Annotated in this window: 18 protein-coding genes; 9 read left to right on the top strand and 9 right to left on the bottom strand. The window is 41.9% G+C overall.

Annotated features, from left to right (window positions below; genetic code table 11):
- Positions 1–112 precede the first annotated feature (112 nt).
- The 3 genes from ACN6NB_RS01480 to ACN6NB_RS01470 are packed head-to-tail and all read right to left on the bottom strand — an operon-like array spanning position 113 to position 1,935.
- The gene (locus ACN6NB_RS01480) at positions 113–691 is read right to left on the bottom strand and encodes a TerD family protein (protein WP_034664245.1); all 579 of its coding nucleotides are present in this window, start codon (positions 689–691) and stop codon (positions 113–115) included.
- Between the two features lie 39 nt (positions 692–730).
- Positions 731–1,312 (bottom strand): TerD family protein, encoded by a 582-nt coding sequence (locus ACN6NB_RS01475; protein WP_039176267.1) that lies wholly within the window; start codon positions 1,310–1,312, stop codon positions 731–733.
- A gap of 20 nt (positions 1,313–1,332) precedes the next feature.
- The gene (locus ACN6NB_RS01470) at positions 1,333–1,935 is read right to left on the bottom strand and encodes a TerD family protein (RefSeq protein WP_039176264.1); all 603 of its coding nucleotides are present in this window, start codon (positions 1,933–1,935) and stop codon (positions 1,333–1,335) included.
- Between the two features lie 413 nt (positions 1,936–2,348).
- On the opposite strand from ACN6NB_RS01470, the gene ACN6NB_RS01465 reads away from it, so the two are divergent.
- Together ACN6NB_RS01465 and ACN6NB_RS01460 are read left to right on the top strand one after the other, a co-directional pair.
- On the top strand, positions 2,349–3,341 hold the full coding sequence (locus ACN6NB_RS01465; RefSeq protein WP_330545861.1) for an LLM class flavin-dependent oxidoreductase: 993 nt from the start codon (positions 2,349–2,351) through the stop codon (positions 3,339–3,341).
- A 211-nt stretch (positions 3,342–3,552) separates the two neighbouring features.
- Positions 3,553–4,593 carry an acyltransferase family protein gene (locus ACN6NB_RS01460; RefSeq protein WP_474253195.1) on the top strand — a complete coding sequence of 347 codons (1,041 nt, stop codon included), beginning with the start codon at positions 3,553–3,555 and terminating at the stop codon, positions 4,591–4,593.
- A 20-nt stretch (positions 4,594–4,613) separates the two neighbouring features.
- Here the strand turns inward: ACN6NB_RS01460 and ACN6NB_RS01455 are convergent, their stop codons facing one another.
- Together ACN6NB_RS01455 and ACN6NB_RS01450 are read right to left on the bottom strand one after the other, a co-directional pair.
- Positions 4,614–5,393 (bottom strand): glucose 1-dehydrogenase, encoded by a 780-nt coding sequence (locus ACN6NB_RS01455; RefSeq protein WP_039176252.1) that lies wholly within the window; start codon positions 5,391–5,393, stop codon positions 4,614–4,616.
- 119 nt (positions 5,394–5,512) lie between these two features.
- Positions 5,513–5,941 (bottom strand): cell wall hydrolase, encoded by a 429-nt coding sequence (locus ACN6NB_RS01450; RefSeq protein ID WP_039176249.1) that lies wholly within the window; start codon positions 5,939–5,941, stop codon positions 5,513–5,515.
- Positions 5,942–6,468: 527 nt separating this feature from the next.
- Here ACN6NB_RS01450 and ACN6NB_RS01445 point away from each other — a divergent pair.
- Both ACN6NB_RS01445 and ACN6NB_RS01440 read left to right on the top strand, forming a co-directional pair.
- Positions 6,469–7,530 (top strand): DUF4352 domain-containing protein, encoded by a 1,062-nt coding sequence (locus tag ACN6NB_RS01445; protein WP_039176247.1) that lies wholly within the window; start codon positions 6,469–6,471, stop codon positions 7,528–7,530.
- Positions 7,531–7,825: 295 nt separating this feature from the next.
- The gene (locus ACN6NB_RS01440) at positions 7,826–8,161 is read left to right on the top strand and encodes a hypothetical protein (protein WP_144490690.1); all 336 of its coding nucleotides are present in this window, start codon (positions 7,826–7,828) and stop codon (positions 8,159–8,161) included.
- A gap of 45 nt (positions 8,162–8,206) precedes the next feature.
- On the opposite strand, the gene ACN6NB_RS01435 is transcribed toward ACN6NB_RS01440, so the two are convergent.
- From ACN6NB_RS01435 to ACN6NB_RS01425, 3 genes are all read right to left on the bottom strand, one after another.
- The gene (locus ACN6NB_RS01435; protein WP_144490689.1) at positions 8,207–8,542 is read right to left on the bottom strand and encodes a hypothetical protein; all 336 of its coding nucleotides are present in this window, start codon (positions 8,540–8,542) and stop codon (positions 8,207–8,209) included.
- A 145-nt stretch (positions 8,543–8,687) separates the two neighbouring features.
- Complete coding sequence (locus ACN6NB_RS01430) at positions 8,688–9,863, bottom strand: ABC transporter permease (protein ID WP_474253194.1); 1,176 nt, start codon at positions 9,861–9,863, stop codon at positions 8,688–8,690.
- A complete protein-coding gene (locus ACN6NB_RS01425; protein WP_039176238.1) occupies positions 9,863–10,603 on the bottom strand; it encodes an ATP-binding cassette domain-containing protein in 741 nt (246 codons plus the stop codon). Before ACN6NB_RS01425 ends, ACN6NB_RS01430 begins: the two co-directional genes overlap by 1 nt.
- Before the next feature lie 166 nt (positions 10,604–10,769).
- Between ACN6NB_RS01425 and ACN6NB_RS01420 the strand changes: the two genes are divergently transcribed.
- Positions 10,770–11,471 carry a LytR/AlgR family response regulator transcription factor gene (locus ACN6NB_RS01420; protein WP_039176235.1) on the top strand — a complete coding sequence of 234 codons (702 nt, stop codon included), beginning with the start codon at positions 10,770–10,772 and terminating at the stop codon, positions 11,469–11,471.
- Between the two features lie 11 nt (positions 11,472–11,482).
- Positions 11,483–12,448 (top strand): sensor histidine kinase, encoded by a 966-nt coding sequence (locus ACN6NB_RS01415; RefSeq protein ID WP_058837263.1) that lies wholly within the window; start codon positions 11,483–11,485, stop codon positions 12,446–12,448.
- 33 nt (positions 12,449–12,481) lie between these two features.
- Here the strand turns inward: ACN6NB_RS01415 and ACN6NB_RS01410 are convergent, their stop codons facing one another.
- Entirely contained in the window at positions 12,482–13,411 is a 930-nt protein-coding gene (locus tag ACN6NB_RS01410; protein ID WP_039182964.1) for an aldo/keto reductase, read from the bottom strand.
- A 159-nt stretch (positions 13,412–13,570) separates the two neighbouring features.
- Between ACN6NB_RS01410 and ACN6NB_RS01405 the strand changes: the two genes are divergently transcribed.
- Genes ACN6NB_RS01405 through ACN6NB_RS01395 form a run of 3 tightly spaced genes read left to right on the top strand, consistent with a single transcriptional unit; the run spans position 13,571 to position 15,922 of the window.
- On the top strand, positions 13,571–14,032 hold the full coding sequence (locus tag ACN6NB_RS01405) for a DUF1453 domain-containing protein (protein ID WP_228280332.1): 462 nt from the start codon (positions 13,571–13,573) through the stop codon (positions 14,030–14,032).
- Between the two features lie 22 nt (positions 14,033–14,054).
- A complete protein-coding gene (locus ACN6NB_RS01400) occupies positions 14,055–15,269 on the top strand; it encodes a sensor histidine kinase (RefSeq protein WP_474253193.1) in 1,215 nt (404 codons plus the stop codon).
- Positions 15,266–15,922, top strand: coding sequence for a response regulator (locus ACN6NB_RS01395; protein ID WP_474253192.1), 657 nt, complete (start codon positions 15,266–15,268; stop codon positions 15,920–15,922). Before ACN6NB_RS01400 ends, ACN6NB_RS01395 begins: the two co-directional genes overlap by 4 nt.
- Positions 15,923–16,004 lie beyond the last annotated feature (82 nt).

The following is a 16,004-nucleotide window of genomic DNA, read 5'->3' as shown; positions in this document are numbered from 1 at the left end:
ATCAGCAGGCTTTCGCCTGCTGCTATTCTTGATCGCTGTTTCTTTCTCACTTTGGAAAAGGCCCTCATATGAGTTTTTGACAGCACCTCTTGAATTGATTTGTTTCTCTTATTTACACTTCTAACCCATAATTTTGACAAAGAGCTGCAAGTCCGCCAGAGAATCCGCTTCCGATCGCGTTAAACTTCCAATCACTTCCGTGTCGGTACAATTCACATACCACAACAGCTGTTTCAATTGAGAAGTCTTCGCCTAAATCGAAGCGAATCAATTCTTCCCCGCCCTCTTCATTTACAACACGAACAAATGCATTAGAGACTTGTCCAAAATTTTGGCTACGCGTCTCTGCATCATGGATCGTAACTGTAATTCCGATACGATCAATGTTAGCAGGAATTTTCGAGAAATCAACGAGAATTTGCTCGTCATCTCCATCTCCTTCACCCGTCCGGTTATCACCTGTATGAGTGACACTGCCGCTTGGATGTTGAAGGTTATTATAGAACACAAAATCTGTATCTTGCTGACAACGATTGTTTGCATCCACCAAGAAAGCCGAAGCGTCCAAATCAAATTCGGCTCCGCCAGAATATTTATTCGTATCCCAGCCAAGACCGATCATCACTTTCGTCAGCCCTGGGTTGGTTTTTGTTAAATCGACACGTTGTCCTTTTGAAAGCTGAATCGCCATATTCGTATCTCTCCTGTCTTTGAAAATAGGAAGCTATCGTTATCCGATATCTAAGCCGAAGTCCGTTGCAATGCGTGCAAGACCGCCTTGATAGCCTGATCCGACAGCCGAGAATTTCCATTCCCCGCCATGACGGTATAATTCACCTACAATAATGGCTGTCTCAATTGAGAAATCCTCTGCCAAATCGTAGCGAATGAGTTCTTCATTCGAAGCCGCATTTAAAATACGTACATATGCGTTAGACACTTGTCCGAAGTTTTGACTGCGCGCTTCTGCATCATGAATGGTAATGACAAATGAAATCTTCTCAATACTTGCTGGTACAGCTGCAAGGTCAACATTGACCTGCTCGTCATCTCCGTCCCCTTCACCAGTGCGGTTATCGCCTGTATGTACGACACTGCCGCCTCCGCCAGTTGTTTGGTTGTAAAAGACAAAGTCAGATGGAGAGCTTGCTTTACCTGCTGCATCTAAAAGGAATACACTTGCGTCTAGATCAAAGTCATGTCCGCCGTCATACTTATTGACGTCCCAGCCAAGACCAACGACTACTTTTGTTAAACCCGGATTCGTTTTTGTTAAATCAATTTTTTGACCTTTCGCTAAAGAAATTCCCACTAGGAACCTCTCCCTTCTGTTTAAATGTAGTTTCTCGTAATATCGGCAAGCTTCGCATCATTTGTACCATTTCCAAGAGCCGCAAACTTCCACTCATTCTCTTGACGGTAAAGTTCTCCGACGATTAACGATGTTTTTCCTGCATAGTCATCTTTTAAATTATATTTCACTAATTCTTGATTGTTTGAACGATCAACGATGCGAATGTAAGCATTTTGAATCATACCAAAGTGTTGGTTTCTTCTAAGGGCATCATAAATGTTCACGACAAACACCAATTTATTCACATTACCCGGCACCTTGCTCAAGTTGACGAGGACTTGTTCATCATCTCCGTCTCCTTCACCAGTCAGGTTGTCACCTGTATGCTCAACACTGCCGCATTTGCTTTTTAGGTTGCCAAAATAAATCAAATCTTTATTTTCCGTAAACTTATCATTTTTCAGCATGAGCACTGAAGCATCACAATCAACATCAGCGCCGCCTCCGCCGCCAAACAGCTTTCCTAAAAACCCGCCGCCTTGTGATACAGGGTCCCAGCCAAGTCCAACAAGAATATTCGTTAGCCCTGCTTTCCCTTTTGTTAAATCAATACGTTGACCTTTTTCTAATGTAATCGCCAAATCAATCACTCCTCCAGCATAATAAAAATCTATTTATTAAGCGATGGACCCTATTAAAATCATCATACATGAAAATTCGACAAAATTCATGAAATGACATTGGAGCCTCTTACTCTTTTTTCTATTTACTAGTATATACGATCTATGTTCAAGATAGGTTTCAAACACTTTATATTTTTTTAAAGAAAGATGCACATTGAAAATAGTTCATGTCGTAAATGAAGTGTTTCATGTGAAACATTGTCGAAAGTTCCCGGTGAGCAGCTCTTGCTGATAAGGAGCGTAAGATGTGGTTTCATATGTTGATATAGAAAAGATAAAAGCATGTGTTCAAAGGATAAACCCTTTCGTTTCCTTCCACCCATTGATTTCTTTATACTTATATTCAGCATGTTGTTGAAAGGATGTTGATGATGCCATCACTTCATATATTAGATCAAGTCGCCATTCCTAAAGGTCAGTCTGCTCAGGAGACATTGATTCATACAACGCAGCTGGCTCAACTGGCTGAAACGCTTGGGTATGAGCGCTATTGGTTCGCTGAACACCACAGCACAAGGGGGCTCGCTAGTACGGCGCCTGAAATATTAATGGCTCATATTGCGGCTCATACATCGACCTTGCGTACCGGATCTGGCGGCATTTTACTTCCTCAGTACAGTCCTTTTAAAGTAGCAGAGGTCACGCGGCAGCTTGAGGCCCTTTATCCTGGACGGATTGAGATCGGAGTCGGTAAATCCCCGGGCGGGATCGAAAGGACGAGACTCGCTTTGACGGACGGCGTGCATAAAGATTTGTCTCAGTTTGACCGCCAGCTGAAGGATCTTCTTTTTTACTTATCAGACAGCCTGCCTTCTGGTCATCCGCATGCAGGCGTGAAAGCTGCTCCGCTTGTTGATGCTCATCCGCCGGTTTGGCTGCTTGGACTAGGAGAAAATAGTGCCATACAGGCGGCGGAGCTTGGAATCAACTATATTTTTGGCCACTTTATTCATCCTGCACGCGGCAAACAAGCATTTGAGACGTATCGATCACACTTTTCTCCATCTGTCTTTTCTAGGCAGCCACAATCTATGTTTGCCGTCTTTGTCATCTGCGGTGAAACAGATGAAGAAGCAGACCGGATCGCCAGCAGTACAGATTTATGGCTGCTTCGTGTTGAAAAAGGACTGGACAGCCGCGTTCCTTCTATAGAAGAAGCAAATGCCTATCACTACACCACGCAGGAAAAGAAAAAAGTGCTGCAAAACCGCCAGCGGATGATTGTCGGCTCGAAGAAAACGGTGAAAGAGCAATTACAGACCTTGATGGACCGCTATCAAACGGATGACATCATGATTCTGAACAATTCCTTTGATCCGATTGAAAAACAACGCTCCTACAAGCGAATAGCAGAATTATTTTGAAGCCAGCTTTTCAGGCTTCTTTTTTTACATTGTCATAAAAAATGGGAAATGTAACATCAAGATGTCAAAATCCTTTCGTCTGTCATCTAATCGCAAATGTGTCTTCTAATCGTTAGCGAACTGTAAACGCATAAGAGGTGTACCTTTTATATAGTAGAGGTACATATTCAATGAACGGTTTACGACGCTGAGAAAAAGGAGATGACAGGACATGAAAAAGAGACTCGATTGGGTAGATGCAGCTAAAGGAATCGGCATTCTGCTCGTGGTTATGGCGCATGTGCCCATTCCAGATTCGCTCAAGCAATTCATTTACTCTTTTCATATGCCGCTTTTCTTTTTACTATCAGGCATGATGTTTCGATCATCCTCATCCCCTGCTTTGTCATTTATTCAGAAAAAAGCCAAAAGCTTACTCCTGCCCTATCTCTATTTCTCCATCATTACTTATGTATTTTGGTTCTCCGTTACTCGTTTTTTTGCATTCAAGGGACAAACGGATATCGACCCTTTCGTTCCGTTTACAGGTATTTTCATATCCAATGCAGATGAAGCAAGACTTACACATAACCCAGCGATTTGGTTTTTAACGACACTCTTTTTAGTGGAAATTTTATTTTACTTTATGCATCGTCTTTCAAAAGGGAGACCTGCTGCCTTAATCTTGCTGACTATTCTTTGCGGAGGTGCTGGATATGCCTCTACCTTGCTTTTAGATCAAAGTCTTCCTTGGAATGCTAATGTTGCCTTGACGGCTGTTGTGTTTTATTCGATTGGATTTTTAGCAAAGCAGTGGTTTGTGGAATTAAAAACAGATCCAACCCTGCTTTTATGTACAGGTCTGCTTGTGCTGACGGCTTACATGCAGAGCTTTAATTCACGGATCGATATGCGCATCAACGACTACGGTGATCTCTTTATTTTCTATGCATGTGCTCTGCTCGGTTCAGCTGCCGTGATTTATTTAAGCTTTAAATTGAAAACATCCCCTATTTTGACGTATCTAGGACGAAATTCTATTGTCATTCTTGTCTTGCAGTTTGCCGGCATTGATATCATGAAAGCATTTGTTTTTTATGGACTTGGTATCAATATTGCTGATACAGCGCAGCTCTCTTGGACACTTTTTTATACGATCGGCACATTGCTGCTCATGGTGCCATGTATCTCCTTCCTGGGCAAGTACCCGATGCTGCTCGGCAAACGAGCCAAAGCTACACAACGCTACGAACAAAAAATATCCGCCGGCTGAACAGGCGGATGTTTTTCGGATTAATCATTGATTTGAGAAGGATAAAGTGTCATTCCACCATCCACAAATAAGGTGGTGCCTGTGATATATGCCGCTTCCTTAGAAACGAGGAATGCCGCAGCGGACCCAATCTCCTTCGGTTCACCAAAGGTCCTCATCGGAATTTTCTCAAGCTGCTTTTGTTTTTTCTGTTCATCCTGCAAATCATCATTTGATTCGGTTGCCATGGTACCTGGCGCAATCGCATTGATTCGAATACCTGATTCTGCATAATCAAGAGCCAGCGTCTTTGTCATCATATTCATTCCGCCCTTTGAAGTGGAATAATGAACGTTGAATGGGCGCGGAATCTCCTGATGGACACTGGAAATATTTAAAATAGATCCTTTGATGTCATGCTCCATCATATAGGCAAGCGCAGCCTTTGCGCCTAAAAATGCACCTGTTATGTTCACATCGATGACGTTTTGCCATTGCTCCAGCGTCATCTCATGCGGCAGCGCTTCTTCGCCGTTGAAGCCTGAATTATTGACGAATACATCTACTGTACCGAAATGTTCCAATGCTGTATCCATGATAGCTTGGATGCCTTCCTCTTTGGAGACATCTGCGTGTACTTTCACCGCCCCACCTCCGTGCTTCTGAATGGCTTGTACCGTCTCTTCAGCTCCATCTTCATCGCCTTTATAGTTCACAACCACATTCATTTCCTCTTGTCCAAACCGCAATGCGATCGCTTGTCCAATTCCTTTTGAAGAGCCTGTGACAATGGCTGTTTTCCCTTTTAAATCTTGATACATCATCATTTCCTCCATTCACGTGCTTCATCTTGTTGATACACAATGGTTACCCATTTTGGAAAAAACAAAAACACAACCCTCTGCATTCGTACTCTAAGAGGATTGTGCGTTTCATCAAGCTAAAAGGTGTTATAGACATTTTCACACGTTTCGGCGGTTGGCTGATAAAAGCAATGCGACTTATACCTTGCCACAAACGGCTGATTATACCATGTCGCTGGACAATTGCCAGGCGGTTTAAAATACCAAAGGCTGAATTTTGCCGGCCAAAAACGTTCTCCGTTAATATTTCTCCGCGCAAGTGTTTTTTCAGTTTCTCGTGCTCGTTGATAAAAGTACCCATGCGTGACCGCTTCGAATGCATGCTCCTGATAAATCATTTGTGGAATCGTACGCAGCCCTTTAAAGTCAGAGCAGTTGGCACGCAGCCGATTGATGCCCACATTTCCTACGAGCAGCATCCCTTGCTTCCCTTCACCTTCTGCCTCCGCTCTCAGCAGTCTGGCCATTAAATCAATATCAGAGCTTGTCGCTCTTACCACTGCCATACATCCACCTCCAGTTCGTTTCTCTTTTATTTTATGTAGCGTTTCTGTGTAGATGACTGCCATTTTGACATGAAAAAGCACGTTCAGTGTCGGCAGCCTGTCTAAATTTGCTGGACATGTGTCTTGCTGTCAACAACACACAAACCAAGTGATCATCCACATAGCAGGAAAAAATATTCATTACTATATACTCATTTACAAGTCATAAAAATCCTTCTAATTGCGACATCATCTTCAAAAACAGTCATTTGAACCTATTCAATAATCCGACTCAAAACCTTAAAATATAAAATGTTGAGTTTCTACAGGAGATATCAAATAATAAATTACAAGTTTCTCCTCTCAACTTAGTGTCATTTTTACTACTTGAAGCCAATCAACCTCGGAAACGCACTGAGGTATTGACAGTACTTTCGCTTCATTCTACAGTAAAAAACATACAGTATTTTTCTTTTTGTGCAAAAAGAACGATATGAACTACAGCTTTTCAATGAAATTCACCATAAACCCGAGGAGGAAAACACGACATGTTTAAAAAGAAATTATCCCTGTTTCTTCTGATCTTGTGTGTAACTGTTGTCGCTGCCGCTTGTAGTGGTGGTAAAGACAAAACAGCTGCGAAAGAAAACGATACCAAAAAATCTCTTGATGCAGCAGAAGTAAAGGTAGAAAGTGCTGAGTACACATTACCACCTCAATACGATACATCTGTACAGGATGATCAGTATGTACTAAAAGTGAATGTATCTGTAAAAAATATCAGCAAAGAGCCTCTCAATGTTGATAAAAGCAACTTCACACTTTACCAAGATGACGCACAGGTATCTACGATCTCTCCAGATGACTACAACGAAGTATTATCTTCAAGCTCTTTAAATGCAGACAAAGTAACAAAAGGCGGTCTATTCTTTGTTGTTGACAAAGACAAAGACTATCAGCTTGTTTACACAGAGCCAGGCAGTGGATCGAAAAAAGATGACAAAACACTAGAATTCGATATTAAAGGAAAAGACTTAATGAAAAAAGCAGATACACTACAAGCATCTGCAAAAGCTCTTTCTTCTTATATTGATGTGATGATTTTTGGTAAGAAAAACGACGATTTCGAAAAACTAACAGGTGATAACAAATCAACTGTTGTGAATGAATTCGATAAATCATTCAAACAAGGTTATATCACTTCATCAGGTATTTCTTCTAGCTCAGCGAAGGACGAAAACCTTGATAAGCTTTTAAAAGCAGTAAAAGAAACATTAGCTGAAAAATCAAAAGTATCAACAAAAACAAAAGCGATCAGTGGTGATAAAGCTGTCGTGACTGTAACTCTTACACCAATCGATGCAAGTCCGCTTGTCGATCGTTTGAAAGAGAAAGCGACTGAGTTCTACAGCAAAAACCGTTCAGCATCTTATGATGATGCACAGAAATATCTACTTTCTATCTATCCAGATGAATTTAAAAAATTAGGACCATCATCTTCTGAAGAAACAGTAGAAGTGAACATGAAGAAAAACGATATCGACCAATGGAAACTTGATTTGAACGATTACAAAACAAGCTCATTAGTTGAAAAATTCATCAAGAACTAAAGAAAAACCCCCGATTCCGGGGGTTTCAGATTGTTGACAAAGGGCTAAAATGATCTTTATTTTAGCCCTTTGTCCTCTTTTCAGCGTGATAGAAAACCTTTGCAGTCTAGGAAGGGCGAGCACCGGAGCGGAGCGAATTTGACATTCGTGAGCACCGGAGCGCAGAACTGACAAAGAATGCGAGGGTTTGTCTACACGCTGAAACCCCCGATCCCGGGGGTTTTTTTAATATGATGAGCACAAGCGTATTGGTTGCGGCGTATATCAACATTTCTTATTTTAAGGGTGGGAGTCAATGCTAAAGTCTAATCAAAACATCACCTACACGGGTGATGAAATGTTAGAGGTATTAAAAGAAATGAATTTGATTCTTTTGTCTTTGCATAACATGGGTACTTATTATGGTGAAAAATTTCATCAGTATGGTGAGGAAGCATATAGAGGAGAATATGAAACAGAAACCACACGATTTATAGATGAGTGGGAGGTCACTCAAAGACTCGCTAAAGTACGAAAGATACTATCTTCGAAATTTGATAGTACTTTAGGAATTGACGATATGGATGACATTGAAAGAGCATTGGAAGACATCAAGTACTGGACAAAACCCAATGACAAGCCAAATCCATAGACATTTGATTCACTAGCAAACGAGTTCACAAGCAGGGGAATCTCTTTATAAGGAATTCCCCTTTTCAGCTTCATATTCTTTAATGATCTCAATTGGATCAACCGCATTTTCCTCTTGTGCGTATTCCTCTACATAAGGAGTCGTTAATTTTTTAAACCTTTGCTCCTCGTCTACTAAAGCAACATAGACATCATATCCTTCATAATCAGAAGGGAATAACGCTGCAGTAGAACAACCGGTTTCTAAAGCCTTGTCTATTGCATTTCTTAGTTCTAATAAGCCTTTCCTATTTCCCAAAATAAAGGCTTCAAAATGGTGTGTTTGCTGAGCATATATATTACATAGTCCTAACACATCATCGTCATCTGTTTGATAAGACATATCTCCACCTCCCCTCTTTAGTAAAAATAGGATGATTATGTCATTTCCTCTTCCATTATGCCATAACAATTCTTTCCCCAGCCTTTTTATATGAATCTCCGAATATAAAAAAACTTGTAGAAAAAATCTACAAGTTTTCCTTTCTTTATTTCGCAAGCATCCATTTTTCTTTCATAAACAAGCTTCTGACGATGACAAACAGGATAACGACTGCCAAGGCTGAGGAGCCGAGTGTCAGAGTGACAGCCACCGGATCGATGATACCAAACATCAGTTGCTTACACAGCGCATGAATATTAAGGAATGGGACCGCAAAGTAATACGTATCTAGCTGCGTAGCACCTGCTCTCATGGTAAAGAACATTGGGATCACACCTAGTGTAATGATCATGGACATGTACGACTGTGCTTCTTTGACTGAGCCCGAAATGACGCTGAGCAGCAATTCGATCATGGATACCATGAAGGAGAAGATGATTAACGCCGCAAACATGACGCCGATAATGCTCCACATTTGATCACCAAAGTTTAGAGCCTGCTTCAGCTTTTCTGTAAAGAGCAAAGTGGATAAAAGCAGCATACCGATCGCCACAATCCCACTTAAAATACCAAACATAGAGACAGCGAGCCATTTCCCGATGAGAATCTGGAGTCTGCTGGCAGGTGTCAGGAACAACGCTTCAATGGATTTCCGGTCTTTTTCACCTGCTACAATATCAAGCGCAGCCGGCAAAGCTCCTGAGATGACGGAGGTCACCAAAATCATCGGAAGGAGAATCGACAACAGCATAGCGGTCACTCCGTTTTCCCCTTCATCCCCTTCTTCTACATCAACGGACTGCACCTCAAACGGATGAATAACGGACGCATCGATTTGATCGGCTGCTAATCGCTTTTCGACCACTTGGTTTTGATATTGCTCCAGCAATGATTGCAGCATTTGAACAGTGATGACCGAATCATCATCTGTCGTATATCCATGGATTTTAATAGCGAATGGCTTTTGTTGTTTGAGCATATCGCCTGCCTCTTTCGGCATTTCAAGGTAAGCATTTGCCTCTCCATCCTTGACCGCTTGCTGCGGATCATCAAATGTTTCAAGGTTTAGGTTTTTGACCTCTTTGATCATTTGGTTCATTTCGGCTGGAAGCTGTTCATTGATGGCGACTGTATAGGCTTCATCCCCTGGATCTGCAATCATGCTTTCATAAAAGAACACCAGTCCAAGCATGGTCAAAAGAGGAATCAGCACGGTTAAGAGCAACGTTTTTCGATCTCTCAGCGCATCTGTCATTTCTTTCAAAAAGACGGTTTTCCACATTATGAAATCCCCCTAGCGAGCTTCGACATAAAGATATAGTTCAAGTCATCACTTTGTTCCTGAGTATATAATTCTGAAAGTGTCCCTTTGTACACAAGCTCTCCTTGATGAATCATCATGACACTGTCACAAAGCTGGCTGACTTCTTCCATGATGTGGCTTGAAAAGAGGATCGTTTTGTTTTGCTGCTTGAGCTGATGGATAAAATCTCTGAAAATATTACTCGACGTGATATCTAAGCCTGTTGTCGGCTCATCAAATAAGATAATGTCAGGATCATGAATTAACGTTCTGGCAATCGCCACCTTTTGTTTCATCCCTCTTGAGAATCCTTTCACCTTGCGATCCATATATTGTCTCATTCCAAAACGCTTTGCCAAATCCTCTATTCTTGCTTTGATTTCATGCTGATCTAAGCCATACAATTTGCCAAAGTATTCAAGGTTTTCTCGTGCCGTCAAACGATCGTAAAGCCCCGTCTCACCGCCAAACAAGACACCAATTCGCTTTTTCACTTCCGTTGATTCTTTCACCGTATCAAAGCCTGCGACAGTGACTGACCCGTGCGTAGGCTCTAATAATGTGGCTACGGCGCGCAATAATGTCGTTTTTCCTGCACCATTTTCTCCTAGGATGCCAACGACTTCCCCTTCCTTCACGGAGAACGTCATGTGTTTCATCGCTTTCACGACTTTTTTCTTATCTTTAAACCAGCAGCTGCAATCGCTGAGAGTAATCATTTGGTTCGCCCCTTTCAACTTTACTTTCTAAGTCTATGATAGAAAAAATAATGCCTGCCTGATATAAAAATGTCGCGAAACGTCCTTTTTCTGTCTTGAAATGATCTATTTCAAAAAAACAAATGGTAAAATAGACAAATAATAAGAAGAGTCATAGGTGATTTTTATGATAAAAGTAGGTCTCGTCGATGATTACCGAGTAGATTTAGAAAAGCTGCACGCCATTGTGGGCAGAATGGAGGCTGTGGACATTGTCTTTGTCACGCAGTCAGCAGAGGATGCATATGAGAAGGTCAAACAAGGAGACATTGATCTGTTGTTCGCTGACATTGAAATGCCTGGAATGTCCGGCTATGAATTAGCGGACCTCATTCACTCTCACGCACTGAATGTCGATGTGGTCTTTGTGACAGGAAACAGTGGTTATGCAGTCCATGCGTTTGATTTGAATGTACATGATTATATTATGAAGCCCTACCAAGCTGATCGAATTGCCAAATGCTTAGAGCGCTATATGTCCACCAAGCAGGAGAAAAGCATTCATGGACGGCTTCTCATTAAGCAGCAGTCAGATATTCATGTGCTGCAGAAAAAGGATGTCATTTTTGTTGAGCGAACGGGCCGGTCAACAACTATCGTGACAACGACAGGAGAAATCCAGACATATCAAACTTTAAACGAGTTAAAGGGTGATTTGGCTGAAAAGGATTTTATCCGCTCCCATCGATCGTTTATCATCAATATTCATTACATTAAGAATTTCTCGGCGTATGCTAAAAATTCGTTTATCGTGTCTTTTGAAGGGACAGATAAAAAAGCCATGATGACCAAGCAGCAATTAGAATTCTTTAAGAAATACTATTTTTAAGGAGAACGAACGTGAACGCTTTCTATCTTGGATTTCGCATTTATGCCCTCATATGGCTAGGTCTTGCGTTTCATGCAGCTGCTGAAGCCTTTCTACCGCTATCATCAATTGTGTTGTGGATTCTTACCTTTTGCGTAATATGTGTTTATACATTCTTCATGTACAAAAGATTTTTACCTCATACGAGTGGTTATGTGATATTAGGTGCTTTTATACTCATCACCTGTGCAGGCTTTTTGCTGTTTCTAACGCAAGAGAATGGGCTAAGCTGTCTTTTAGCAATCATCATGATGGTGACAGTCGATATCCTCTCATTGAAGGTGATGCAGACAGAGAAACAGTTAAATGGACGGCTTCAAGAGCTTATAAACGCAGAAGCTAGAACCAACGAATTACTTCTTGAGCTGCGGAGTAAACATCATGAAACAGCCAGACATTTAAATGCCTTTTCGGCGTCGAACGACGAGTATGAGATTAAAGATTTGATTCAGCAATACGTCAAACATTTCCCATGGATGAAAGGAGAAAATGCATATTTAGCCTCTACCCTTCACATCTTTTTGGAGCGGGCTGAGAAAGAGAACATTGCACTTTCACTAGACCTTCAAGCTCCCTTTTCATCGCTTCCCTTTTCAAAGGCGGATCAGGTTAGTTTTACTGGCAACCTGCTTGATAATGCCCTAGATGCAGCGATTGAAGCAAAGAAAGCTGGAAAAGAGGGCAGCATTTCGGTCACAACCTCTATTCGGAGCGGGCTATTTTTAATCCATTGTGAAAACAGCACAAAGGGTATGGAAAAACATGTGTTAGATCATTTATTCAAAACTTTTGGCCGCTCGACAAAAGGCGGCGATCATCAAGGCATGGGGACGTATATCATTCATCAGCTTGTTGAAAAGGCAGACGGTACACTGGATTTCACTTACCGTTCTCCAAATTTACGGCTCGTCATCAAAATCCCTCTTACAATGTCATAAAAAAAAGGTGCATAGCTGCACCTTTTTTTCGTGTTAAGAAAAAATCTTGTCGATTTGATTAATTTCCTCTTCAGTTAGTTGAACATCGTTTGTTTTTAAATTTTGCAGCACTTGGTCTGCTCGTTTTGCCCCTGGAATAATAGCATCAATACCATCCTGAGCTAAGAGCCAAGCGAGTGCGACGTGTGCCGTTTCTGCATTCTTTGATTGGGCAATCGCCTGCAGCTTGTCTACTTTTTCGAGATTTGAAAGGAATGCATCACCTTGGAAAAGTGGGTCTTTTGCTCGAATATCATCAAATGTGGCATCCTTTGTAAATTTGCCAGTCAACAAGCCTGATGCCAATGGGAAATAAGGAATAAAGGAAATACCATGCTCGACGCAGTATGGAAGAAGATCCTGCTCCGCCTGACGTTTCAGCAGAGAATACTCCGACTGAAGCACGTCTAAGTAGCCATCTCGGTTAAAGGCTTGAAGCTGTTCAAAATCAAGGTTGGATGCACCGATCGCCTTGATTTTCCCTTCATCCTTCAATTCCTTTAATGTGCCTGCTACTTCCTCGAGCGGCGTTCGCCCATCCGGGAAATGCATATAGTACAAGTCAATATAATCTGTTTGAAGTCGTTTCAGGCTATTTTCGACCTGCTCTCTTAAGAAATCACGACTGTTATCAAGTTCAATTTGCCCGTTTACTTCCTTATGAGCTCCTTTTGTCGCAAGGACAAGCTTTTCTCTGCCGCCTCTTTTGGCAATGATCTCACCGATTAATTCCTCTGAACGGCCCAGCCCATAAATAAAAGCAGAATCTAAGAAATTGACACCTTGATCAAGAGCCGTCTCCACAAGCTCCCGTCCAGCATCCTCACTAAGATTCGGGAATAAATTATGTCCACCTACTGCATTCGTACCAAGCCCTATCGGATTCACCTGTAATTCAGTTCGTCCAAGCGTTACCTTTTTCAAAAGCTCATCTCCCTTATCTACGTAATCATCCTTATTTTCCCATGAATCAATTCCAACATTCAAGTATCCCGCTCTCTGAAAATCAACCTGCAGGTGGACGCCGAGAAAATAGTAGATGCGTATGATGAAGATAGACTAAAGCGAAAAGGAGATCTTGTTATGACCATTCAAATTGTCATCATTATCATTATTCTGCTTTTAAGAACAGGCAAGGAAAAAGAAATCCGCCCCTTCAGGCTTCTCATAGGGCCGCTCATTTTATTAGGCACTCTCTCTTATTCCTTTACCCAGCATATTGAAATCACGGCGATGAGCCTGCTTGTGATGACTGGCTTTGCATTCGCAGGTTTTGCAATCGGGCTTTGGAGAGGTAAACTATACAAAGTAACATATGATCAACAGTCGGGACGTATCACCGCCGCCAGCTCACTCTATGGAACACTTTTTTTCATCGGAATCATTCTTATCCGGATGACAGTAGGTTCAGTTGTACAGGATGGCGGTCATTCCCTGATCATTTTCGCAAATGGCCTGACATTCCTTCCAATTGGCAGTATGATCGGATTACGTTTTATTCTTTTAAAAAGATATATGAACATCAAGGCATCTGCTGCTATTTAACTGACAGACAGGAGTTTTTGATATGAACCTTCAGCAGCCACTCAAGCTTTTAGGTCAAATAAGGCGAAAATTCGTATTAGGCCTTGTATTGACCTATATGTATATTCAAATGTATGAGCCCCTTTCAATAGGCGAATTGGTGTTTCGCACCTTCGTCTATTTAGTGTTTCTCCTTTGTCTTTTTCCAAAAAGCAAGCTGTCACCTAAAAAGCAAATTTCTATGCTCCTCTCGATGTGGATTCTGACACATCTCTTGTGGATGGTGACAGGTCAGATTCAAGACAGTATTGGGCTGACCTTTTTTATGATTGGCTTTATCGCTTTTCGTTTTTCAGAGGCGCATCATCCCTATCTATTTGCTATCATCTTTTTCACTAGTGGGGTCAGTTATTATGTAAATGATTTTTCTTGGAACATGGTGATCACTCTCCCGCTATTCCAGCTGCTTGTGTATACACTTGTCTTGATCTCTAGAATGCGGCGGCGTGAACAGGAATTAAAGGAAGAACACTTCGGAGAACTGCAATTGGTTCACAAGGAATTATCAGATGCCCATGAACAATTAAAAAAGGCGCATATAGAGCTTGAAGAAGCGACCGTTCAGTCACTCCAATTTGCTGTGCTGGAGGAGCGGAGCAGAATTGCACGTGACCTGCATGACAGCATCGGTCACCAATTAACCTCAATGATTGTCCAGCTGCAGTCTTTGCCCTATCGTTTAAAACAGGAAGAACCAGAGCAGATGGCGCAGACGTTTCAGGAGCTGATCAATATTTCTAAAAATTGTCTCACCGAAGTTCGTTCTGTGGTTCATCATATGGCGTCAGATGATGCAGGTCTCGGACTTGCCGGACTTCGCAGTCTCATCAAGCAAGGAGAGATATCAGGAGAGCTAGATATTCAGTTTCATACAGAGCAGCTTACGTATAAAAAATGGCCGCTCTCCGTATCTGAACTGCTTTACCGCATTTTACAAGAAGCGATCACCAATACAATTCGCCATGCCAAGGCGACCGCGATGACCATTACACTCTATAACCACCAGCATGAGCTGATGATGAACATTGAAGACGATGGAAATTTGACCAGCGAAAAAGATATTTCATTTGGATTTGGTCTGTCAGGCATGAAGGCACGGTGTGACGCAGCAGGCGGTTCCCTCAAGACGTCCATACGCGAGCCGCACGGCTTTTGTATCCATGTTCAAATTCCTATCAAGGAGGACTCTGAGACATGACAACCCCTATTAAGATTGGCATTATTGATGATCAGCCGCTGATCCGCCAAGGATTTCGTTATATTGCAAGCGCTCAAGAGGATATTGACGTCATATGGGAGGCGTCAGACGGTCAGGAGGCGGTTGAGCTTTGCTTGACCAACAAACCCGACGTACTGCTCATGGATGTACAAATGCCTGGAATGGATGGCATCACGGCAACAGAGCACATTTTAAAAAAGCACCCAGATGTAAAAATTGTGATTCTCACGACCTTTGATACGGAAGAATACGTCTTTGACGGGATTCGTGCAGGGGCAGTCGGTTATTTGCTGAAGGATACAATGCCTGAGGAATTAATTCAGGCCATCCGCACCGCCTTTGCTGGTGAATCTGTCTTTCGAACGGCAGCCTCTGAGCACATGATGGCCCGAGCTCTTCAGCAGGCAAATGATACACATCACACTCATCTACTTCACGAATCATTTACAGAACGTGAACGTGATGTTTTACAGCAAATGGCCTATGGCTTAAAGAATGAAGACATCGCTGATCAATTATTTATCAGCAAAAGTACGGTAAAAACGCATGTGCACCGTATATTACAAAAGCTCAATGCACAAGACCGCACACAGGCTGTCGTCTTCGCCATCCGGCACCGCCTCGTCAAATAAAAACTACCTTTATTTCAAGATTTTTATACAAAAAACATTTAAAACCCAAAATAAATCTATAAATCAATACTTATTAACCAGT

Source organism: Bacillus sp. 11B20, assembly GCF_056098985.1.
Note: the sequence above shows the minus strand (reverse complement) of the source record. Positions and strands in the feature narration are given on the sequence as shown.

Bases quoted from the DNA above. Each gene is read 5' to 3' on its own strand.
- ACN6NB_RS01480 (WP_034664245.1), bottom strand. From the start codon at position 691: ATGGCGATTCAGCTTTCAAAAGGACAACGTGTCGATTTAACAAAAACC.
- ACN6NB_RS01465 (WP_330545861.1), top strand. From the start codon at position 2,349: ATGCCATCACTTCATATATTAGATCAAGTCGCCATTCCTAAAGGTCAG.
- ACN6NB_RS01460 (WP_474253195.1), top strand. From the start codon at position 3,553: ATGAAAAAGAGACTCGATTGGGTAGATGCAGCTAAAGGAATCGGCATT.
- ACN6NB_RS01455 (WP_039176252.1), bottom strand. From the start codon at position 5,393: ATGTATCAAGATTTAAAAGGGAAAACAGCCATTGTCACAGGCTCTTCA.
- ACN6NB_RS01450 (WP_039176249.1), bottom strand. From the start codon at position 5,941: ATGGCAGTGGTAAGAGCGACAAGCTCTGATATTGATTTAATGGCCAGA.
- ACN6NB_RS01445 (WP_039176247.1), top strand. From the start codon at position 6,469: ATGTTTAAAAAGAAATTATCCCTGTTTCTTCTGATCTTGTGTGTAACT.
- ACN6NB_RS01440 (WP_144490690.1), top strand. From the start codon at position 7,826: ATGCTAAAGTCTAATCAAAACATCACCTACACGGGTGATGAAATGTTA.
- ACN6NB_RS01435 (WP_144490689.1), bottom strand. From the start codon at position 8,542: ATGTCTTATCAAACAGATGACGATGATGTGTTAGGACTATGTAATATA.
- ACN6NB_RS01430 (WP_474253194.1), bottom strand. From the start codon at position 9,863: ATGTGGAAAACCGTCTTTTTGAAAGAAATGACAGATGCGCTGAGAGAT.
- ACN6NB_RS01425 (WP_039176238.1), bottom strand. From the start codon at position 10,603: ATGATTACTCTCAGCGATTGCAGCTGCTGGTTTAAAGATAAGAAAAAA.
- ACN6NB_RS01420 (WP_039176235.1), top strand. From the start codon at position 10,770: ATGATAAAAGTAGGTCTCGTCGATGATTACCGAGTAGATTTAGAAAAG.
- ACN6NB_RS01405 (WP_228280332.1), top strand. From the start codon at position 13,571: ATGACCATTCAAATTGTCATCATTATCATTATTCTGCTTTTAAGAACA.
- ACN6NB_RS01400 (WP_474253193.1), top strand. From the start codon at position 14,055: ATGAACCTTCAGCAGCCACTCAAGCTTTTAGGTCAAATAAGGCGAAAA.
- ACN6NB_RS01395 (WP_474253192.1), top strand. From the start codon at position 15,266: ATGACAACCCCTATTAAGATTGGCATTATTGATGATCAGCCGCTGATC.